Source organism: Sphingobacterium sp. UGAL515B_05 (assembly GCF_033097525.1).
GTDB lineage: Bacteria > Bacteroidota > Bacteroidia > Sphingobacteriales > Sphingobacteriaceae > Sphingobacterium.
Window position 1 is genome coordinate 5,722,080 of the sequence record NZ_CP109907.1, and the last position, 23,955, is coordinate 5,746,034.

Genomic DNA, 23,955 nt, shown 5'->3' on the forward strand with positions numbered 1-23,955 from the left:
AATTGGTTTTTTATTATTTTAATTTGACCTGCAAGGCTTTGCCTGTATAGGTTACCACTGTTGATTTTGCTGATGAAACATCCAGTCCGACGGCGTTGCTGTCGCTGACAAAAATGATATTGAACTTTCTTTTGGTCAGCATGCCGTCGAAATCTCCCTGACGGCTGGCCAAAGACAGTATTTGTGCAGAATTGTCATAGCTGAAATCAATGCGGCTATATTTCCCTTTTTCATAATTATAATTGCTCCCTTCGTCTTCATAGAGTGAAAACTGACCGTTTGCTCCGGCATAGATATAAAGATCCAGCACATCCGACTTTTTCTCGGCCGTATACTGCATGACAGGCCCAATGGGTACTATTGCTCCGGCTCTGACATAAACAGGGATACGTTCGTATGGTGCTGCCACAACCAGATCCTGCCCGCCTGCTACCATCTTGCCACTGTATAAATCATACCAGCTGGCTCCTTTTGGAAAGTGTATCTTGCGTGAGGTCGCTCCTTTTTCAGTAACTGGACTGATGAGCAAGGATGGTCCCCAAAGGTATTGGTCGTTGCTCTGGAATCCATCTTTGTCCTGCGGGAAATCCATGGCAAGTCCACGTATCATCGAATAGTCTTCAAAAAAGGTCTTCGCGGCAAGACTATAATTATAGGCCAGTAATTTATACCGTAGATTGATCGCATAGGTCATGCTTTTATAGGCCGGATGATCCACAGGAGCGATATTATACGGCTCGCGGTAGGGATATTGTCCATGCGCCCTGAACAAAGGCAAGAATGCCCCGTATTGGTACCAGCGGCTATTTAGCTCGCGCCACTCCTCCAAGTCCGCCGCATTCGGTTTGTGAAACCTATTTTCAACCAAAAAGCCACCCGCATCCATGGTCCAATAAGGTGTCCCGGACATCGAGAAATTGATACCCCCCGCAATCTGATCTTTCATGTCATGCCATCTCGAAGCAATATCGCCGCTCCAGGCCGCCGCCGCATAGCGCTGCTGCCCTGCAAAAAAAGATCGCGTCAGAATAAATACCCGTTTGTTAGGGTCTGTTTCACGCTGGCCCTCATAGATACCCTTGGCATTTTGCAAAGGGAACGCATTATAATAGCGAACAGATGACCCTATACTCGGCTGAAAAACCGATTTACGCTCATCCAGATCAATATTGGAGTGAATATCTGGTTCGCTGGCATCCATCCACCAGGCATCGATCCCAATTTTGAACAGGTTGTTGTCCAACAATTTCCAGAACCCGTCGCGTGCCGCTTTGTTGAAAGGATCATAAAATGTCGAGGTATAGCCCTTTCCGATCCAGTCTTTTCTGCCATCATAAATATTTCGTGGATAGATCCATTTGTTGGCTTTAAATTCTTGGTAGACGGAAGACTCTTCATTGATTTTGGGCCAGGCCGAAATCATGATCTTAAAGTGCTGATCATGCAGCTTCTTCACCATGGCCTGAGGATCTGGGAAACGCTTTACATCAAATTTCTGGCTCCCCCAGTCATTTTCAGCCCAGTAAGACCAATCCTGCACAATATTGTCGATTGGAATCTTACGTTTGCGAAATTCAGCTGCGACCGCTTCAATTTCCGCTTGCGTCTTGTAGCGTTCTCTGCTCTGCCAAAATCCGAAGCTCCAAAGCGGCATAATCGGTGCCTTGCCGGACAAGTGGCGATAACCTGCAATGACCTCATCCATTGATGCCCCCTGAACAAAGTAATAATCAATGGCATCGCCAGCTTCCGAATTAAAGGAAAATACATTTTTACGCGCTTCTGGGATAGGGCTCTGCCAGTTTAATGTAAAATAAGATTCCCCTCCATCTGGTATCCATTCCATGCGGATCTGGTGGATCTTATCTTTCTGGAGGTCTCTCTCAATCTCAAAGGTACCTGCATTCCAGGATTGACGCCAGCGGTCAGCGACCTGCTCCCCATCAATCCAGACTTTCATATAACCCGAATATTTAAAATGCAGCACATGTTTGCCTGTGTAGGGCGAAGAGAAACTTCCGGCATAGATGACTTTGCTTTCGGCCAGATTTACGCCCTTTGGAAACTTGTGCTGATCTGTTAGGTAGCCATAGTCAATGATCGATTCCGGCCGGGATAGATAAACCTCTTCGCCTTTGTTCCGGTTTACATAGGTTGCTGTGAGCCACCCCGGTTCACCTTCTTTTGACTGCAGCTTAAAAGCATTTAGGGGCAATAACGGCCGCACGTCGCCCGCTTTTGTGATGGAGTAATTGTGCCATAAAATACCATAGTTATTGGTAGACAGTAAAAAGGGTATTCCGATTTCTGTATTATATTGCAGCAACGAAACCTGTTTTCCGCGGTTATAATTCATCACCGCATTCTGATGTTGGCCGAGTCCATAGATCCCTTCTTCAGCATTGACAATAAAGTCTTGGTTAATGTGATAAAATGCATCACCTTGATAACTATTGGCTAAGAAAGAACTTGAATTCCGCTTTGCTTCTTTAAAGATGGATTGCCCCTTAAGATCAAAAAATTCCACTTTACCATTCATCAAAGAAACCACTGCCTGCATATTGGCTGTTTGTACATTTACCGTCGAGTCGGTCGAGCTTACCGCGAGTGATTTTACTTGCCGGCGCAGTGAATCGACGATCACTAAGCTTGTTTGTCCCGGTAAGGCTGCACCAGCCGGAACAGCTGTGACACGCACAATCTTGTCGGTCACGACATCCAAATAAATATCCTGATCAATGGAGGTCTCCGAATTTTTGAAGCTGACCTTAATACCAGAAGGCATTTTTTCATAATGAGCTTTATTGGCTTGGCTAAATCCCTGCTGTACGATTGCGAAGAGCATCAAACCACTTAAAGCGTACGTTAAGTTGCGCATTTAAATAAGATTTATTGGTTATTATATTCCCTTGGTTATTACATGTCCTTTCCTATTGAAAGAACAGATCAAATATAAAATGCAACCGGTTGTATAAGGGGTATGTTTTGTTAACTTTTAGGGGTTATTTTGTTAACTTATGCGGTAAGACATGCAGACGACATTGCAACTAAACCATTTATTTATAAGCTTTTTCGATAAAAAGACGGCAGGTTACCAAATGCAGATTTAAAATATTTGCTGAATTGTTTCGGATTTCCGAATCCTACTTCATAAGCAATTTCAGCCATCGATAATTTCGAGTTCTGAACCAGATGCATGGCACGTTTGAGCCGAATATGTCGGATGTATTCCATCGGTGAATAGCCTGTGATGGCAAGCACCTTTTTATAAAGCCCTACGCGGGTGAGGTTCATTCTTTTGGCTAGCAGTTCGACAGAAAGCGAAGAGTCACTGAGATCCTGTTCAATTTCCTTTACAAGCACACGGATAAACTGTTCATCAGCAGATACGATATCAGGCTGCGCTAGATTAACGTTGATCTGTTTTTTATACCGTTTTACTAACGTCTGCTGCTGATGGAGTATCTGCGCCAATTTTGAACGCAGCAGACTGATATTAAAAGGTTTGTTGATATAATCTGTTGCACCGGCCTGTAAGGCCTCCAGTTCGATCTTCTGATTGACTACCGCAGTTACAATCAGCACAGGGATATGGACCAGCTTAGCCTGGGCTTTTATAAAGCGGCAAAAATCCAGTCCGCTCTCTCCAGGCAGGCTGAGATCGGTGATGACAAGATCGACCTGCTGCTTGCTTAGGATCAATTTTGCATCATTAATACTTTGTGCAGCGTAAATTAGGTAGACCGAACTCAGGGTTCGCTCCAAGTAATGAAGGAAGTCAATATCATCTTCCACCAATAAAATAGCGGGTTTATCCTGCTTACTGCTTTCGACGGGATCGGCGCTCGCTACGGCCTTATTTATGGGCAACTGAACATTAAATGTCGTCCAGCGCGCATTACTACTCAGCCTGATAGTTCCACTCAAGAATTCGACATAGTCTTTGACAATAGAAAGCCCGATGCCTGTACCCTGATTCAGTTTTCCATTTGGCACATCCAGTTGTATGTAACGTTCAAAAACGCGGGCTTGTAAATTTTCGGGAATCGCTATACCCTGATTTTGAACTTCAATACACAGTATCTTTTCTGTTTCTTGTTCAGTGATTTCGGCATTGAATGTCACAATACCGGATACTGGGCTAAATTTGACCGCATTTGACATCAGATTGAAAATAATGCTTTCCAATTTGTTTTTGTCAAACCAGGACAGATATGTGTCTGGAGCGATATTGACCTGCAGCGAGATCTGATTGCTTTGAGCCATTACTGCAAAGGCATCGAGCTGTTCGCGGATAAATCCCATCAGATCCCCATATTCTTCGTTCAGTTCAAGTTCACTTTTCTCCAATTTTCTAAAGTCTAGCAGCTGGTTGACCAATTTAAGCAGACGGTCTGCATTCTTCTTGATTAAGTTTAGGTCGGCTTTTTTTTCTGGATGCTGCTCTTCATCCAGCAGCTGCTGTGCTGGAGTTAGAATCAAGCTGATCGGAGTCCTGAATTCATGGCTTATATTGGTAAAGAAACGTGTTTTCAACGCATCCAGTTCCTTTGCCTGTGCAGCCTGTTCCTGAGCGAGGTAAAGTTGATTACGCGTCCTGACACGCAGTTTTGTCAAATAAAAATAAGCCCATAGGACGACTAGTATCAAACAGGCGTAAAAAAGAAAAGCCATTGTTGAACGCCAAAACGGTGGCTGTATATCGATTGTCAAAAGTAGTACACCATCTGACCAGCTACTTGAATCGATAGCATGCCGAATATACAAGCTGTAGCTGCGGGTGTCCAGATTGGTAAAACTGGCCCGCATGGTTCCCGGTTCAAAATCAAACCATTCATCACTTAGACCAGCAAGCTGATATTGGTAGAGTCCATTATGTTGCTGTAGGTAGTCAAAGGTCGAGAACTCCAGCGAAATGGCATTGAGGCTGTACGGAAGCCTCAGTTCCTTAAGATTATTCAGGGCTTGATCGTAAATGACCCGGCCCGAAAATTCTTCACCTACGGCTACCCGCTTATTGAATAAATAGAGATTCGACAAAAGCGGCAAGATCAGTTCACTTTCGCGGTTAATTTTCGCAGGATCAATAAAATTGAACCCCTTTGGCCCACCAAAAACAAGTCTTCCGTCCCGCATTTTTAAAGCAGCGTTTTCATTGAATACATTCCCCTGAAGGCCCAATTCCTGCGTAAAATTGCGGATGATAAACTTCTCTGCCTGCCCTGTACCGACAATCGCCGACAGGCCTTTGTTTGTGGAAGCCCAAACATCACCTTGATCATCGACCAAGAGTGCCAGGATTGCATCGTCGCTAAGCCCATCTTGCTGTGTAAGATAGCTTATTTTGGCACCATCGATTACATGCAGTCCCTCTTGTGTCGCTACCCAAATACGACCGGCTTTGTCCTCTTTGATATCATAAATTAGATCATTCATGAGTTTCATAGGCGAACTGGATGTATTGATATAGGTAATCTTCTCGTCGGGGGCCAACAATGCCAATCCTGTAGCTGTGCCGATCCAGAGACGTTTTTTTGAATCCTCAAATAAAACAGAGATATAATTGCTGTTGATGGTTTGGCCCTGCCGTGTATATGTTTTCGAAAACTGTGCTGTTTTTTTATCAAACAGGTACAGGCCGGTACTTAGCGTTCCTATCCAAAGCCGATGTTGACTATCTTCATAGATCTCCCATACACTATCGTCGTTCAATTTCCCGGGGGCCGAGTCACGGTGGAAAACCTTAAAACTTTTGCCGTCAAATTGACACATACCACCTCGATAAGTTCCTATCCACAGCCTGTCTTCCGCATCCAGCAATAAGGAAACAATCACGTTGCTGCTCAAACTATTGGGATCCTGAGGATCATGCAGGTATTGCGTAAAGGTTTTCTGACTGATATCATAATAGAGCAATCCCCCACCATTTGTCCCAATCCAGAGATTACCCTTTCGATCCTGTACAAACTTATTGACGTCGTCAAAGGGAAGTGATTTGGGAAGTCCAGGATAGTTTTTGACTAAGGAGAATAATAACAAGTTGGGATGATAATAACTGATGCCGCCTTTGTATGTTCCCGTCCAGATAATACCTGACTTATCTCGATATAAAGCCGTTATGCTATTGTAAGGTAGGCTTCGTAAATCATATTTATCGTTACCGATGATTTGTACACTTTTTGTTTTTTTATCATAAACATTGATCCCACCATGATCAGTTCCTAGCCAGAGATGCCCTTTATCATCTTGCACGATATTGCCTACAAAAGGATTGGATAGTTCTTTTTGGAGATGTTGAATTGATCCATCTTTCGGGTCAAACCAGTATACACCGATTGGAATATCCTTTGAGAAGATCCATATCGCCCCATCCTGATCGGCAAATAGATTATAATTTACCAGCTTATTGCTGATCGGCAATAAGCTGGTTTTGGTACTTTGAAGTGATTTCGTATCAATATGGCCCAGCAGGCCATTTTCGAAGACTACCCAGATCGTGTGGCCTTGCCCAGCTATCACATCGGCGATTCGGTTGTTCTTGGTCAACGGCGGTACAGTACGATAGGTTTTCTTTAGGCTATCGTACAAGATCAGCGAACGATCGCTATACAATAGTGCAAAGGTCTGCCCTTCCAGCTGTCTTATCGTATGTACGTCTTTGACGGGCAACTTTAAGCGGGTCAGTATGGAATCAAGCTGCTGGATGATAATACCTGAGCGCTGATCATACACATTCATCCGGTTGCTGGTACGAATCCATACATTGCCTTCTGGTCCCGCAAAGATTGCGGAAATCGAATTTCCACTCAGCCCGGTTCGTTTATTGGCAGAATAGCGAAAATTTGTGAATTGCGCCCCATCAAATCGGCTCAGGCCAGATTCGGTACCAAACCAGAGGTAGTTGTACTTATCCCGGAGTGCGCAATTGACATGATTATGGACCAGGCCCTGATCAGAAGTTAAGGTTTTAAACGCATACGTATTGACCTGGCTCCAAACTGAAGATTGCCCTAAGAAAAGGAAAAGAAAGAGTTGGAGATACGCGTATAAAAAAGACTTAAGCTGCTGCATTGGTTTTCATCTCCCCAATGATACAAAAATTGAGCAAATACAGCAAATCAAGTTGCTATTCATATAAGCTTTAACATGGTCTTTTGATCGTTTCATCATTATATAACACGCACTATCACCGCTTATCATATTCCCAATATAAAAAATGGCATTATCGAGACAACTATTCTTTATCCCCTAACCATGTTACCACATTGCGATCATGTTCGCAAGTTAAATCGGAATAGTACCATTTTTACAGGGATATAGCTAGGGGTTAACAAGGGTTTACCCCTGTTATACCCCTGTTAACCCCCTGTTATCCCCCTGTTAAACCCCTACTAATAGTAGAACTGGTATAAATTAATTAATACGTTTTGTAGGAAAAATTGAAGATCAGTTTTACAATGAAGCGCTTCCAAAAAATTGCTATTAAATAGCCATGAAAATAGCACTATTTAAACAACCCTATCAGGCAATAGAACCCCTAAAAGCCAGCTGTTAGATCTGACTAAAAATTTCTTTTTTACCACTCGAAATAGCAGTTCAAAATACTGGAAACTTACTGAAATTGCTTAGGCCTGTCTTTTTCAGCCGCCCTTGCCACGATCTCATCAATGCGTTTTTTGCGGGTATCTGGTCTTTTGGCAAGAACAATCCATTGCAACATCATTTTTTTGACGGATTTACTCAATCCAAGAAAATAATCTTTTGAACCAGCATAATATTGAAATGCTTCATCCAAATCCTGGGGAATAATTAATTCTTCCACACTGTCCAAAATTGACCAGGAACCATTTTCTTGTGCTATTTTTATAACCTCATGCCCCGCTGGAGTCATCAGATTCGCATCGATTAGTTTTTTAACTTTTTCTTTGTTAATTTTAGACCAGGTACTATTGGGTTTTCTTCGGCTAAATAACTGCATGAATGAATAGGCATCAATCGGCCTCCGTGTGCTATCAATCCAACCAAAACACAATGCTTCATCCACAAGTTCAGTCCAGTTGACCACCGGTAAATTTGATTTTTTAGTATTACAGATCACCCAAATTGATTGTGCTATATGATGATTGTTTTCGAGCCAAAATCGCCATTCTTCTTTTGTATTCAGGTAAATAGTGGCTCTCTCCGCCGAATTCTGTTTGATCATTGATATCGTTTTTTAGTCCTTACTGGTATGGATAAAATTTGTCTATTGTGAAAATACGTTTTTTTTGAATACTAGTCATCCATGTTTTGCACACAACGACCAGCTTGTCCTATTGACAACCTCAAATTATTCAGCAGCATTTTCATTCTTAAATTTTAAAAATATATCTTTTGGGAACTATTAGAAGTATTAAGAGTATAACAATCTGTATACAGATGACAAAAAATAAAATAGTTTGTGTTCGAAAAGCGAGTTCAGAGACCCGTTTTGCATTTCCGCGCCGTAAATCGATCTGATTTTTCAGCAGATGCTTTTCACAGCTGTCAATATCAGCCCGCTGCTCTATTTTCCATTTTTCCTCACTTGCCAAATGATTATTTTTCGTAGGCGCCAAGTCGATAGCATCGAATAGCGTAAAAAAAAACCAGCAACAGCCAATAATGGTAATTAAAGTCAAGCTAATCAGGATTTTCTTTATCATACGTATTTATTTTTGCTCTTCGTTTCAAATAATAAGCCTTTAAAAAATTATAATCAACACAAAAGTTAAAACCTTTTATTCGTTAAACATCACAATCGCCAATTTACAGTATTACAATAGCTAAAAAATCGATAGTTTATATGTGTTGGCAATCATTTATAATTCGTTAGTGATCCATCAATTTACACAAACGTTTGTGTATTCAATTTACTTGAATCTCTAATTTATTCTCAGTATACTCGTAATAACATTATAATCAATTACTCAGAACGGCGGTTCAAAAATAGACTAAACAGACCGTAAAGGAACATTACCGGAATACAGACTAATATATTCTTATAGCAATATATTTTAAAACGCTAAAAAAATGAAACAGATTGGCTTAAAAATCAAACGGGAATGGAAGTTTCTTTCCATATTCGTCATCTGCTCTTTACCCAGCTTATTCAGCATGGCACAATCCAACACACCGGTCCTCCGTATCGGTATCATGGCCGATATGCAATACGCAGACAAAGCAGACCACGGTAGCCGTTTCTACCACAATTCATTAATGAAGGTCGATACCGCTGTAGACTTCTTCAATCGCAATAAGGTCGATTTTTCCTTGATTCTTGGCGATCTTGTCGACGAAGGTCCAAAAGATCTTCCAATACTGTTAGCACATATCTCCCCCTTAAAAAAATCGACTTATTGTCTACTTGGAAACCACGACTATGTCAACGTATCTAAACCAGATCTTTTGCACACTACTTTTGGGATGCCAGCTAAATACTACGCATTTACAAAAGGAAAATGGCGATTTGTTTTCTTAAATACGAATGCGCTCAGTGAATATGCCACAACGCCCAATTCAGCAGATCAACATGAATGGAAAACCCTGGTGGATAGCCTACAGACAAGCGGAAGGAAAAATACGCAACCCTGGAATGGCGGGGTTGACCGTAAACAACTCGAATGGTTACAAAACGAACTTGCCCAAGCGCGGAAAAACAAAGCGCATGTGATTGTATTGACACATCATCCTTTATTGCCAGAAAACGGCTATGAAACACTTAATAACCGGGAGGTTCTTGATATACTATACCAATTCCCCGAAGTTAAGCTGGTACTTTCCGGTCATCATCATAAAGGGAATTATGTAATGGCAAATAATATTCCTTTTGTAACCATGGAAGGTATGATCGAAACAGCTACCAGCAATGCCTATGGTCTTTTGGAACTCTATCCGAAAGAAATCAAAATCAAAGGCCAGGGTAGACTCAGTTCAAGAGTTTTTAAATTATCATCCAAATAGGGCTCAATCGGGTGATTAATAAACTCACCATAAATAAGATTTAAATAAAACATCCGCAACAGCGAAAGCTGTTGCGGGTGTTTTTTATTGAATGGGTTCAAACAAAAATGCTATTCCATGGTTGGATTAAATGTTCCGCCCCAATCTTTATTCTGCTTGATATTTGGGTTCTTGTCAATGACCGACTGCGCGACGGGAAAGAAATAATAGGTATCGGGTACCAAATTCTTTTTGTTTCCTGTGCTTGGCACCTGCAAGACGCTATATTTAAACTGATTTTCTTTCAACGTATATGTTTTGGCCAATGCATTGGCATCATCAAAACTCATTTCCGTTCCATTTGAGTTTATTGCTATCGCTTCAACTCCATGTTTGGTTGTATTGTTCAGTATATTGAGCTTACGTAACCTTCTTAAATCCCAAAAACGATGCCCCTCAAAGCAGAACTCAATATTGCGCTCTGCCAAAATAGCTTCACGCATTTGTTCCTTCGTGGTCGCCGTTATGCCATATTTATTGTCTGTACCCGGCTCGATTCCTGCTCTTTTCCTAATTTGCGTAACCAGGTCTAAAGCTGTCGCAAAATCACCTGTTTCATTTGCCGTCTCAGCATAATTCAATAGGACCTCGGCATAGCGCATCAACACAAAGTCGACATCATACTGAGTTTCCACTTCGGTTTGCTTTAATGACAGTTTGGAATTTTTTAAGATAAAAAACCCACTATATCGATCCAAATTGGAGGATGGAGTTTTTGCCTTCGGGTTAATGCCAAAGTCATCTAAAGCCGGAGCAATACCAACAGAAGTGTATTGTCTTTTGCCGGTCTTGCCGGAAACTTCATAGATTTTGGCATTCCACACAATAGACTTGTCAAAACGCGGATCGCGGTTTTCCCAATAGGATTGTAAAAATTGATCTTCTGTCTTATGGTATTTACCCGCTTGATCGGAATATAACTTTCCATCTTTCATTGGAAAAGCTTTTACAAATTCCCAGGATGGAACGGAACCTGCCGGTCCCCTACTTTCGGATCCCGGACGTACGCCATTATCCCAATTGGCAACTTTATTTGGATAGGCATTAATCACAGCAAAAACGACCTCAGGTCCTTTTTCAACCAGCGCAATGTTGGAATAATCTGGAGTCAAACTATAGCCATCCGCCTTAAGCTGATCATAAGCTAATTTATTTGCGGTATTAGCCTCCTGCCAATAGGCATTTCCATAAGGATTGGAAGGGTTAAACTGTGGTGAAGCTTTATATAGTAATACCTTTGCTTTAAAAGCGGCTGCAAAATCACCATCAATTTTCCCATAATCTGCCGTTCCTTTTCCAATTGTTTTTGGCAATTGTGAAATGGCCTGATCCAGATCTTTAACGATCAGCTCAAAACATTCTTTTGTCGAATTGCGGGGCACATTAAGATCATCATTTTTTAGGTCTTGCGGTACCGTAATATAAGGAACACCGCCGTGGATCCTGACCATATTAAAATACATAAAGGCACGCATAAACAACGCCTGGCCAATCACCGTTTTTTTAAAATCGTCTTTTAGTGAGGTACTTTCATTGACCTTCTGTATGGCTGTATTGATTTTCCGGATGGTCGTATAATCCCACGATTTGTAAGAAGTATTGTTGACGGTAACCGCATCCAATGGAAAAGCGATGCCGATCAGTTGTTCCGAGTTTCCGTCCGCACCAGAATTCCAGTTACCAAATAGTGGATATAAATTGGCAAGATAGCCGTTCACTAGATTTGGATCAGCCCATACCTTAGCTTCATCCAGCGAATTGAGGTCCTCAATGTCCAATACATTTTTACAGGAGGACATGCACAAGGCCAATGCAATTAAAGGATAATATATTTTTTTCATCTTTTTTTCATTTAAAATTTAACATCAAGTCCAAACGTAAAGGTTTTCATGACTGGATAAGAATCGTACAGCTTTTGTTCGGGATCATGAAACTCTTTCATTGGCGAAAAAACAAACAAATTGGTTCCATTAAAAAACAGATTGACATCTTTGACACGCAGTTTCTCCGTCATGCTTTTCGGCAATCGATAAGAAACATTAAGATCACGTAAGCGCAAATAGGCTCCATTTCTTATCCAGAATGACGAAGGAGCTGCACCGGATTCGGCCCATCCGGAGTATCCTGTTGGCCGCGGATATTTGGCATCGGTATTATCCGGTGTCCAGACGTCAGAAGCCCAAATTGGATAATATGGGCGGAAGGTATCACCGTGCTGGCGCATTCCACCGCCTTCTTGATTACTGATCATCCGATCGTAAGCAAGAACCCCCTGAAATAAAGCCGAGACATAAAAGCCCTTCCAGCTTGCATTGAATCCAAACCCATAATTGATGCGCGGAGAATTATTGTCCGACAGTAGCTGCATATCGTTATCATCAATTTTTCCATCCGGACCACCTGAATAGTTTGTTCCTTGGACATCTTTGTACAAGATCATCCCTGGAAAAGGATCCCTTCCATAAGTCGTAAATCCTTTTGCCTTCAGTGCATCAGCTTCGGCCTGCGTCCTTACCAGACCCAGTGCTTCAAAACCAATAATTCGATTTTCAGGTCGTCCAATTCTGGACCGAAAATACTGAGGCTGCCCATTGGTATAGGCAGGTTCTTCATCAAAGATGTCCCAACGGTCTTTGGCATACCCCAGATTGGCATTGAGACCATAAGCCACCTCACCAACCTTATCATTCCAGTTAAAAGAAATCTCGCCGCCTTTATAACTTCTCGCCGCATAGTTTTCGGGAGCAAGCAAACGTCCATAATTATCTGGAACTTTCAGTGATCTTCTGCCAAGAATATTGGTTTCCTTACGTGAAAACAGATCAAGACTACCGGTCAGCTTATTATTAACAAATCCAAAATCTAGGCCCAAGTTGACACTCTTAGAAGTCGTCCAAGTGAGGTTCTGCGTTGGTGTTGCGCCATACGCTATACCATTATAATAGCGATCACCAAACATATAGCCACCCGAAGTGGTATACTTCTCTAAATAGCCAAACTGACCGATCCGATCGGCATTGACATCCAAATCATTACCCGTTGTACCATAAGAGGCTCTGAACTTCAAATCGGATATCGTATTTTTTATATCCGTAAAGAAGTTTTCGTCCGACACACGCCAGGCTGCTGATACTGAAGGAAAAAATCCCCAGCGCTTATCTGTCGGGAATAATGGTGAACCATCGTAACGAAAAGAAAACTCCGCAATATATTTATCCGCATAATTGTAGTTGGCACGCCCAATGATACCACGTCTCGAATCGATCGTTTCATTGGCCGTTGTCGACCTGAAGTTGCGATCTGTAGGATAAATAAACATTTGATCCAGGGCTGTAATTGGATTTTCTGCCCGTGAAGTGACATAAGTCCCTCCTTTTTTGGACTGTTCATACACCAATGTTCCGTCTACGGAATGTTTACCAAACTTGCGGTTATAGTTTAAAAACCAGTTTACCTGATATTCCCACAATCGTTGTGGACTGTAATCCATGAAAGGCTGGCTCTGACTAAACGTAAAAATATTAATATTAGCTTCTGATGGCGGAGCTGGTATAAAGCGGTTGTCATTCGGGTTTAAGGCAGTAAAGGTATAGTTCTTTTGAAAACTCATATAACGCTTGCGCATATAGTCTTGAGCAATGTAACTTCCTACAACTTTTGTCGAAAGGCCCTGTACCAATTTATCCAGCTTCAAGTTTAGGGTCATAATCGGATTGACCTGCCGCACTTTACGGTCTATATAGCGATCTCCGATGACCTGATCGATCACATTCCACGCCTGCCAGCTTCCCATAGGCGTCTGTACAGGATAAGCCGTTGGTGTATTGCTCGGTGTCCCGTCTGCATTCAGGTAAAAAGGATACATCTTTGGCCAGTTGAATGTAACGCGGTAGAAATCGGATACATCAAAATCATCATCATTGGAAGATGTGCTAAAGGGCCAAAAAAAACGTTTCGAATTCGTCTGGTTGGCTGAAATATTAAAATCCATGCTAAAATCTTCGGTAATCTGCGCGGAGATATTGCTCCGTAGGTTAAATTTCTCATGATCCAAAGATTTATACGATCCATTTTCTTTACGGTAGCTGAGCAAGCTATAATAAGTAATTTTGTCGCCACCCCCATTAACCGAAATCGATTGTCGATGTGTAAACGGATTGCGCCAGATAACATCATTGGCATTGTAATTTTTATCCTTGAAATAATCAAACTCCTTTTGACCATTAGGAATTGCATTACCACGAAATTCAGCGACCCGGTTTTGATAGGTGAGTTCATCTTTCGCAGTGGTTAAATTAGCGAGGAGCTCCTGTGTTGGTGTATTGAAAGTATAATTACTTTGTACATTAAAAACAGGGGCTTGCGCTGTTCCTTTTTTTGTCGTTACCACCACTACACCATTACCGGCCCGGGTGCCATACACTGCTGCAGTTGCAGCATCTTTTAAGAAGGTCATTTGGTCAACCTCGTTCGCTTCAAGCACATCGAATGCAGCCTTATCGCGAACCACGCCATCAATTACATAGAGTGGTTCGGCAAAACTCCCCCGTATACGCAAGCTCGACGATGCCCCGGCCATCCCCGAAGTATTGGTTACGTTGACACCCGCGGCTCTACCGGCGAGTGAATTGGAAAGATTTGAACTGGGGATGTTTTTTAATTGTTCTGCATTGACGGTAGCCACCGAACCGGTAATATTCCCTTTACGCTGCTTACCATAGCCAATGATCACGACCTCTTCAAGTGCTTGATCACTCGATACCATGACCACGTTCACATTACCTGTGGAAACGGCCACCTCCTGTTTTGTAAACCCTTGGTAGTTCACGACCAAAACATCACCGCGCTTTGCGCGAATGGAAAAAACACCTTGTTGATTGGAGGACGTTTGAACGGATGTTCCTTTGACGGTGATGGTAGCACCGGCTAATACCTGACCTTTCTCATCTTTGATGATCCCTGTAACCTGATCTTGATCGACAATAGCATTGATCGGATCCAGATTCAGCGCGTAAGAATCAGGCTGACTAAACAGCAGGCAGAGCCCCAAAAGGCTAATGGGTCTCGCCTTTCCATGAAGAAAAAAATTTCTCATCATAATTACAAATTGGTTTAAAATAATAAAGAACCGTGGGGTTCAACTTTGGTTTATTGACTTTGCACGCCTTTCTTTTTATAAAAAACAGCAAAAGTGGATTAGATTGTCTATTAAATTTAAAAAACAAAATCATATTAACGAAATTAATATGATTTTTTAATCTAAAATTCACAGAAACGTTACATGCTTAAAATAGGGAATGGAAATGCCCGACACGGCAGTCCCGATCTTCAGGTAGGACACCTAAAAACTGTAGTGAACACAGGGATTTAAATCGGATTTATACCCCTGTGTGAATCATATCTAGGAAATTTTATTTTCAGGCGAGCCGAATACGATCAATGTAGAGGCTCCGAATGGGGCTTAAAAAAATAAGAGTCTAAAACTGTAAGCTGGCATTTAGACAAAATTGTCGCCCATTATAGGTTGGTAATACCACATAACTCTTTTTTGAACTTTGTAATCGACTGTCTACCAGCGGCAGCAACCAATAGGCGATTTTAGTACTTAAGATACCGACCCCAGCTCCCATAGCGATATCCGAGAACCAGTGCTTGTCATTGTGCATCCGCAGATAACCGGTACCAGCAGCAACAGCATAACCCGCTATTCCGTACCAAATTGACTCCTGTCTGTATTCCTGCCAAAGAAGTTCCGCTCCAACAAATGCAGTGGCAGCATGCCCTGAAGGAAAGGAATTGTTCGCTGAACTGTCCGGCCGCCATACAGGAATGGTCGATTTCATAATTTTTACGGTCGAAGTCATGATAATATTGGAAACTGCTGTTGTGAACAGGCGTTGTTTAAGGTTATGTTTCGCAGGTACCCCGACCGCATCCAGCACAAAAACTCCGGCAGTTCCAGCAAAGCGGGTGAAATCGTCCAGTTTAATTTTTCCGCTCTTCCCTCTCGATACACCGTCTCTAATGTCTTCATCTATCCCTTTTAAAAAGGGATTCCCTTTGGCGACAATACCATAGGTGATCAATCCAACAGGAACAGCCAGTTCTTTATAAGGAATTTTCTTAAAAAAATGAGATCCGCTGCTCGAATCCGAAGGTTGTTCCAACTGGATCTGCGCAAATGAGGTAACCGGCATTACAAAAAGTAAAACCAGTAGCCAATAAAAAACAATCTGTTTCCTGTAATCGATCATTTTAGCCTTAAAAAATTTTATAATGCGCAAAGATAATATTTATAAACCACCTCTTTGACAGTATTACGCCATACAGCACGACAATATTGGGCATCAATCTCCATTTTATCAGTAAAACAAAGGAAAAAGCAACGAAAGTCTGCTGTTTACACAATTTATATAAACAGCAGTCTTTAACTTCAACATAGATAAATGATCAAAATCCTATCGTAACCCCGTTGGCAATGATAGCATCTTTTTTCACAACAACGATGCCGTCACAGATCATATGCGTATCAAAATCGCCATCATTCAAGCCCGGTCCACCAATGATACGAACGTCATCTCCAATACGGCAGTTCTTATCCAAAATTGCATTTTCAATATAACAACGTTTACCGACGCCTACCGGTGGTGGCTTTTGTGTATTTCCCAATTCCAATACTTCTTCCAATTGCTCATAGTAATCTGTTCCCATCATGTAGGTCGATTTAATAACCGTCCCTTCACCAATACGGGAGCGTATCCCAATAACAGACCTTTCCAGTTTATCTCCATTTAAAATACATCCATCGGCAATTACCGTATTATTTAAAGTCGTTCCTGAAATTTTCGAAGGCGGAAGCATCCGCGCACGTGTATATACGGTCTCATTAAACAAGTTGAAATCCGGAATATCATCCGTTAATCCGATATTGGCATCAAAAAAAGATTTGATGGTCCCGATATCGGTCCAATAACCATCAAATTGATAACTTAACACGCGAAGTGCTTCGATGGCATCGGGTATAATTTCTTTGCCAAAATCCATCCCCGGGTTGGCAATTAAAAGATTACGTAAGATGTTTTTTGAGAAAACATAAATCCCCATGGATGCCAAATAATGCCTTCCCTGCTTATGCAAAACCTCGGAGACCTCTGAGGTCCAATTTAATACTTCGTCCTTATCGGGCTTTTCGACAAAAGCGGTAATTTCATTCGCTTCATTCGCTTTTAAAATACCAAATCCCGTAGCATCCTTACCATTGACCGGTATAGTCGCAATGGTAACATCACCCCCATTTTCAAAATGGAAGTCAATCAGCTTCGAATAATCCATTTGGTATAACTGATCACCAGACAAGACAAGAATGTAGTCATAATCTACATTCAGGAGATGTTTCTGCGTTCGCCTAACAGCATCAGCCGTCCCCTCAAACCAACGATCGCCCTCATTGGTCTGTTCAGCAGCCAAGATATCAACAAAGCCCTTACTGAAAATACTGAAATTGTAAGAATTTTTGATGTGTGTGTTCAAAGAGGCTGAATTGAACTGCGTCAGCACGAAGATCTTATTATAGCCAGAATTCAAACAGTTCGAAATCGGAATATCGACCAAACGATATTTTCCAGCTATTGGAACCGCTGGTTTCGACCGTTGCTGTGTCAATGGGAAAAGGCGCGACCCTCGACCTCCTCCCAATACAAGGGAAACTACTTTGTGTATCATACCTCAATCCATTAATTGGTTATAAAATTGTTATCTTCAAGAACAAGGACCTGATCAGGTTTAGTCTCGAGATTCTTTAAATTCAGGTTTAAGAATCCTTATTAAATTAGCAATTTTCCGGATAAGAAGCAAACAACAATTTTGATCACTCATTCTTTTTACAAAAAAATAATTTTCGAAAAACGAGCAGAAACATGCTTAATTTTAACCGATTAAAAGACGATGATGACAAGTTGGTGTCTCCCATAGGTTTAATATCCAAATAGTCCAGTGAATAAAAAAAGGCAGTAGATATAGCCAACAAGTAATAGGTTAACACCTATTTGCGGATATTTCTTTTGGGTAAATAACCATAGAATCTCAATAAAGGCATAAATGGACAACGGTGCTGCAAGACTGACGGTCATAAAATAGAGTAAATATCCAGCCCCCAAACCATCATTTTGTTGTTTAAGAATCAAATATGGGACAAGAAGTAGCAGAAAGGCGATGCAGACTACAGAAAATCGAATAAAAAAATGTCGTTTTAGTTTTCTATCCCCTTGAAGAGGCTTATACATAAACAGTATTGAGCCCGATAGATATAATTTTAACAACAAATAACCGATATAGTAATGTGCGCTCTCCAAACCATTCCAATCTTGATTAGCGTAGGCAAGACCAACAATTAGAAATAAAACAATAAATAAAACTACTTTAATATAATTCATCTAAAAACATCAGGGGATTATCCCTACTAGAATAATTGAACGCTGTAAATTTTAATATCGTATGGAACACAGCTGAATTTCAAGATTTCTCTCCAATACGACATCTTGCCAATCGAACTTTGACCACGATAGCGCAAATCAATTGAATAAAATCAACTTCCGATCGGATAGCTAAAAGCAATTTTCAGCAAAGAGAAGCACCCTATTGACCTAATATTTATGTAAATTGCTAAAGCATATAGAACAAAAACAGCTATGAATTCTTCACTATTGGATGGAAACTATTGGGATGAACGTTATAAGAACAAAGCAACAGGCTGGGATATTGGCTATGCCTCTCCTGCTATTATCAACTATGCAGCGGAGTCTATCACCAAAGATGCATCTATTCTAATTCCCGGTTGTGGAAATGCCTATGAAGCAAAGGCTCTACTTGACATGGGGTTCCATCAAATTACCTTACTTGATATCGCTCCGACCCTCGTTGCGAAGGTAAGAAAGGAGTTTGCTAATAGCCCTCAGATCCAAATTGTATGTCAAGATTTCTTCCAGCACCAGGGCCAGTACGACTATATAATTGAGCAAACATTTTTTTGTGCACTGGATCCTTCATTACGCCCCAGCTATGTACAACAAATGCATACTTTGCTCAAGCCTCAGGGTATACTGATGGGCTTATTGTTTAATCGGGAATTTGCACAACAGGGACCACCTTTCGGTGGAGATCAAACGGAATATCAACAATTATTCGCATCGCAATTTGACATTTTACAGCTGACAGATTCAACAAATAGTATTCCCCAAAGACAGGGAAATGAACTGTTTTTTGAGCTGCGCAAAAAATAGTCTACTTGCCCGGCATGACCCGATAGGTTGGATCTTCCATGATATTGACCTTCACAATGCCCGCAGCATTTTTTAACAAAGAGCGACAATCTTCACTGAGGTGCCACAATTCGATTTTTTTCCCTTGTGCAGCGTAGCGTTCGGTAATTTTGTTGAGTGCATCCACGGCGGACATATCCACCACACGACTTTCCTTAAAATCTAAAATCACGCGCTCGGGATCTTCCAAAACATCGAATTTATCTAAAAAATTAGCTGTCGAACCAAAGAAAAGAGGGCCATAGATTTCATAATGCTTGATGCCCTCGGCATCCAAATATTTTCTTGCCCGAATGCGCTTCGCATTATCCCAGGCAAATACAAGTGCCGATACCACTACACCAATAAGCACCGCAAGTGCCAAATTATGTAAAACCACGGTAATTCCGGCGACAATAATCCCAACGAAAATATCTGATTTGGGAAATTTATTCACAATACGTAAGCTCACCCATTGGAATGTTCCAATGGCTACCATCATCATCACACCGACCAGCGCGGCCATGGGTATCTGCTCAATAAAAGGAGCACCTACCAAAATAATCACTAAGATGGTCATCGCTCCGATAAAAGAAGAAAGCCGCGTGCGTGCACCAGCATTTAAATTGACCAGTGTTTGAGCAACCATGGCACATCCACCCATTCCCCCAAAAAATCCATTGATAGTATTGGCTATCCCCTGCGCCATGGATTCGCGGTTTGCATTTCCTTTACTCCCTGTTATTTCGTCCACCATGTTCAGTGTCAAAAGCGACTCCACCAACCCTACTCCAGCCATCACCAAAGAATACGGAAAAATCAGCCGCAATGTTTCCCAGCTCAGCGGTACATGAGGTAAATGTAAATGGGGCAATGTCCCACTAACAGAGGCAATATCGACGACTTTTTTGGTATCAATACCTAAAAGAGAAACTAGGCCAAATACAACCAGAATAGCGATTAAAGAGGCCGGAACAGCCTTCGTTATCCGCGGAAATCCAATCACAATCAACATCGTCAGCAGCGTCAATCCCCCCATGATGTATAAGGTACTTCCCGACATCCACTCAGCCCCCTGCCCGGTATTCACCTTAAATTGGACTACTTGAGCCATAAAAATGATAATGGCCAGTCCGTTTAAAAAACCGTACATAACAGGCTGTGGAATCAAGCGTACAAATTTCCCCCATTTAAAAAGCCCGACTAAAAATTGCAGGAGCCCCGCCAAGACGACAGCAGCAAACAGGTAATCAATACCGTGACTTGCCGCCAGGGCCATCAATACAACCACTGTTGCGCCAGCACCTCCGGATACCATCCCTGGCCTACCTCCCAAAATGGAGGTCACCAAACCCATTAAAAATGCTGCGTAAAGTCCGGTCAACGGTGGTAGCCCGGCTAAAATTGCAAATGAGAGCGATTCCGGAATCATTGTCATTGCGACCGTTAATCCTGCAAACAACTCATTCTTAAGATTAATCGATTTTATATTGAATATTTCAAAGGTATGGTTCATTTTTAAATTACTAGAACAGGATAATTGCCGCAAAGGTACTAATCACACAAACACTTTTCCCCTATATTTGTTATTCTTTACAAATTTTATCGCAAAACAGTATGTTCATTTCGATCAAACAACGCATTAACCAACGTCATTATAGTCTTTTAATATGTATCTTTTTGTTGCTTGTCCAGCTCGGGAGTATAGGGCCTAGTAAGGCTGCATTCCTACCAGCTAGAGACTCCTTAATGACTTCAGATAGCCTATTTCGAGCGAAACCTGTCGAAAAATATCCCATGTACCACGATGGGCAACAACGACATTGGAACAATCATCTTATCAACGTAAAACAAACAGACAGTCTATTCGATTACCAAAAGAAGAACTTCTTAAGGGCGGGAATTGAGTGGTTTTCCATCCAAGCTATTCCTGCTTCGGTTAATTACTTCATTCGAAAAGATCCTGTTTCGCATATTTCCTTTAAAAACTTCTTTAGCCATTTAAAACTGTCTGCCTGGACCTGGGACGACAATCTCTTTGCCACAAATCAAATGGCGCACCCTTATCACGGTCAGTTTTATTTCAATTCGTTCCGATCCAACAACTATAGTTTTCTACAATCGACAGCAGCAACCGTAGCTGGTAGCTATATCTGGGAAACTGCAGGTGAAACAGAACCACCATCCATCAATGATATCATCAACACAAGTTTTGGTGGTACTATTTTAGGTGAAATGACCCATAGACTATCGCATCATATTCTTTCGCGCCCGAGTCTGACCAAAGGACAACGTAATAAAAAAGAACTATTGGCCATGCTGATCAATCCGATAAACGGACTCAACCGTCTGCTCGACGGGCGCTGGGGAGATAAAGTAAAAGGTGCGGTGGTCGACAGTTCTTTAGTACACACCGAAGTTGAATTGGGGCTAAGACGGTTTGATGCCAAGGAACATGATATCTTGAATAAAGGAAAGAATGACATTTATGCGCGTATCAAACTGATTTACACCAACGATGATCTAGACAAAAAGAAACCCTTTGATGACTTCTTCCTCAATTTGGAACTTGGATCAGATGATAGTTCCATCGTCAATGCGGTCAATGTGTATGCCTCGTTATACGGTAACCGTATTTTATCCAATTTAACAGGACGTCATCGTGGTATCGTGTCTGCGCATTTCGACTTTCTACGCAATGAAGCCTTTTACTATGGATCACAGAGCATCAATTACAATGTCTTTTCAAACTTCAATATTGGTAGCCGTACCAAGCTGACAACCATCCTTGGTGGTGGTCCAGTGGTACTGGCCGCTGTACCCGATCCTTATCTCCATTTTGGTGAAAGCCGCACATACGATTATGGCCCCGGGGCCGATGTTAGGGCTTCAGCCACATTGAGCACATTAAACCGCTTTAAATTTGGTGTAGATTATCGTGGCGGATATTTTGTCACAATCAGTGGCAACAAATCCCACCATTTTCTACACGCGGTATCCACAAGTGCTTCAATGCGTATCTGGAAAAATTTCGGTGTCAACCTTTACTCCGGTTACTTTAGATTGGAAGGTCATTATCAAGACCATAACAATGTCAACAAAGACTATCCTTTTGTCCGGATAGCACTAGCCTACAACTCTGAATACTAGCGATAAAAAAGGCTTAACTAAATGAGTTAAGCCTTTTTGATTAATTTGTCCAATATTTCTTTAACGCTTCCTTCAAACGCGGATCATAACCATATATATCCGGATACGTAACAATTTTCCCTTCGTCATCCAACCAGGTTGTATAGTAGGTGATATAAACTGGCATCTGCCGTTTAAGTGTTACCCAACGTGATTTTGAGATCGAATCTGTGGTAATTTCTTTTGCAATTTTTTCGGCCTGTTTTTCATTATTGACAAGGTATGACGCCAAATCAACGGGTTTTTCAACACGCACACAACCGTGGCTGACGGCGCGATTGCTCTGCCCAAACATTTGTTTTGCAGGCGTATCATGCAGGTAAATGGAATAGGGGTTCTCAAACAAAAACTTCACATTCCCCAATGAATTATCCGAACCAGGATTTTGTTTAAAACGAAAATTCTCCACAGAATCCGAATTCCAGTTGACCGTTGCAGGGTCCACTTGTTTACCTTTGTAATAAGCCACCATATTGCGCGATGCCAGATAGTTTGGATTGTTTCGAACGCTTGACAATAACTCTTTCTTGACAATACTACTTGGAATATTCCATACAGGATTTACTTGCATGGCATCCAAGACCCCCTGCATCACAGGCGTCTCGTGGTTCTCACCTTTCCGCGTATACGCCGGATTATCTGTTTCACCTACACACACATTCATCAGTTGACTTGTCTTCCCTTCTTCCATAATATGTAAACGCTGTTCAGGTATGTTCACAAATACATATTTCTCCGGAAAAGCATCTCCCATCCAGCGCAATTTTTCCAATACCATTAACACCTGGCTACGTTGTGCACTGTTTAGGTTCCCATTTTCCAATAAATCCTGAAATCTGATGTAATACTGATTTTTAGGTTGGATATCGGTCAACACAGTTCCAATTTTTACACTATCCAGCATTTGTACAACTTTGCCATAGCTCATACGCTTTTGAGGAACGAAATATCGTCCATAAAGGCGTTTGGGATTGACCACACCATATTTTATGCTGCTGATATAAGCCACCAGCCCATCAGTACTCAATAAGTCAAGTTTGGCCAATAAGGGATAAACTTCAGCAACATCTTTGGTTTTCAGTTTTCGAAGCGAAGATAATGTTTCCTTAATCGCAGCTGTATGGAAATAACTAGTTCGAATACCATGTGCATCACTCCGCTCAAAGTACGTTAACATGGTGTCGATACTACCATCAAAAAGGTGTTCGGCAATTAAAGTCATTCCTTCAGTAGAATCCGATAATTCCTTCATCCAGCTCGGATTAACCAATTGAGGTTTTTCCTTGCCATACACTTCACGGAAGACTTTTACATAAGCTGCTGTGTCAAAATCCTTATAGGACTTATTTTCAAACTCTTTCGCCAACACATCGCCATAAGTCGGAGGATTATCTTTACAAGAAAAAAATACTACTGAAACAAATGAAATAAAAACTAAAAATCGTAACAT

14 protein-coding genes are annotated in these 23,955 nt (G+C 41.5%); 3 read left to right on the top strand and 11 right to left on the bottom strand.

The features are described from left to right. Positions 1 to 13: 13 nt before the first annotated feature. The 4 genes from OK025_RS24000 to OK025_RS24015 form a co-directional block, all read right to left on the bottom strand. Positions 14 to 2,878, bottom strand: coding sequence for a TIM-barrel domain-containing protein (locus tag OK025_RS24000; protein ID WP_317667281.1), 2,865 nt, complete (start codon positions 2,876 to 2,878; stop codon positions 14 to 16). Between the two features lie 182 nt (positions 2,879 to 3,060). Next, positions 3,061 to 7,071, bottom strand: coding sequence for a two-component regulator propeller domain-containing protein (locus OK025_RS24005; protein WP_317667283.1), 4,011 nt, complete (start codon positions 7,069 to 7,071; stop codon positions 3,061 to 3,063). Positions 7,072 to 7,612: 541 nt separating this feature from the next. Then, positions 7,613 to 8,203: a YdeI/OmpD-associated family protein gene (locus OK025_RS24010; protein ID WP_317667284.1), complete on the bottom strand. Its 591-nt coding sequence runs from the start codon at positions 8,201 to 8,203 to the stop codon at positions 7,613 to 7,615. Positions 8,204 to 8,351: 148 nt separating this feature from the next. Beyond that, entirely contained in the window at positions 8,352 to 8,684 is a 333-nt protein-coding gene (locus tag OK025_RS24015; protein WP_317667286.1) for a hypothetical protein, read from the bottom strand. Positions 8,685 to 9,051: 367 nt separating this feature from the next. Here OK025_RS24015 and OK025_RS24020 point away from each other — a divergent pair, with 367 nt between their 5' ends. Then, positions 9,052 to 9,981, top strand: coding sequence for a metallophosphoesterase (locus OK025_RS24020; protein ID WP_317667287.1), 930 nt, complete (start codon positions 9,052 to 9,054; stop codon positions 9,979 to 9,981). Between the two features lie 110 nt (positions 9,982 to 10,091). Here OK025_RS24020 and OK025_RS24025 read toward each other — a convergent pair whose 3' ends face one another. The 5 genes from OK025_RS24025 to OK025_RS24045 form a co-directional block, all read right to left on the bottom strand. Then, a complete protein-coding gene (locus OK025_RS24025; protein WP_317667288.1) occupies positions 10,092 to 11,861 on the bottom strand; it encodes a RagB/SusD family nutrient uptake outer membrane protein in 1,770 nt (589 codons plus the stop codon). Between the two features lie 11 nt (positions 11,862 to 11,872). Beyond that, positions 11,873 to 15,118: a TonB-dependent receptor gene (locus tag OK025_RS24030; protein WP_317667289.1), complete on the bottom strand. Its 3,246-nt coding sequence runs from the start codon at positions 15,116 to 15,118 to the stop codon at positions 11,873 to 11,875. A 379-nt stretch (positions 15,119 to 15,497) separates the two neighbouring features. Then, complete coding sequence (locus OK025_RS24035; protein WP_317667290.1) at positions 15,498 to 16,274, bottom strand: phosphatase PAP2 family protein; 777 nt, start codon at positions 16,272 to 16,274, stop codon at positions 15,498 to 15,500. A 196-nt stretch (positions 16,275 to 16,470) separates the two neighbouring features. Next, positions 16,471 to 17,742 carry a glucose-1-phosphate adenylyltransferase gene (locus tag OK025_RS24040; protein WP_317667291.1) on the bottom strand — a complete coding sequence of 424 codons (1,272 nt, stop codon included), beginning with the start codon at positions 17,740 to 17,742 and terminating at the stop codon, positions 16,471 to 16,473. Between the two features lie 251 nt (positions 17,743 to 17,993). After that, positions 17,994 to 18,452 (bottom strand): hypothetical protein, encoded by a 459-nt coding sequence (locus OK025_RS24045; protein WP_317667292.1) that lies wholly within the window; start codon positions 18,450 to 18,452, stop codon positions 17,994 to 17,996. A 255-nt stretch (positions 18,453 to 18,707) separates the two neighbouring features. On the opposite strand from OK025_RS24045, the gene OK025_RS24050 reads away from it, so the two are divergent. Beyond that, a complete protein-coding gene (locus OK025_RS24050) occupies positions 18,708 to 19,298 on the top strand; it encodes a methyltransferase domain-containing protein (RefSeq protein WP_317667293.1) in 591 nt (196 codons plus the stop codon). Position 19,299: 1 nt separating this feature from the next. Here the strand turns inward: OK025_RS24050 and OK025_RS24055 are convergent, their stop codons facing one another. Next, entirely contained in the window at positions 19,300 to 20,832 is a 1,533-nt protein-coding gene (locus OK025_RS24055) for a SulP family inorganic anion transporter (protein WP_317667294.1), read from the bottom strand. A 101-nt stretch (positions 20,833 to 20,933) separates the two neighbouring features. Between OK025_RS24055 and OK025_RS24060 the strand changes: the two genes are divergently transcribed. Then, positions 20,934 to 22,466: a DUF3943 domain-containing protein gene (locus tag OK025_RS24060; protein ID WP_317667295.1), complete on the top strand. Its 1,533-nt coding sequence runs from the start codon at positions 20,934 to 20,936 to the stop codon at positions 22,464 to 22,466. 40 nt (positions 22,467 to 22,506) lie between these two features. On the opposite strand, the gene OK025_RS24065 is transcribed toward OK025_RS24060, so the two are convergent. Further along, positions 22,507 to 23,955 (bottom strand): L,D-transpeptidase family protein, encoded by a 1,449-nt coding sequence (locus OK025_RS24065; RefSeq protein WP_317667296.1) that lies wholly within the window; start codon positions 23,953 to 23,955, stop codon positions 22,507 to 22,509.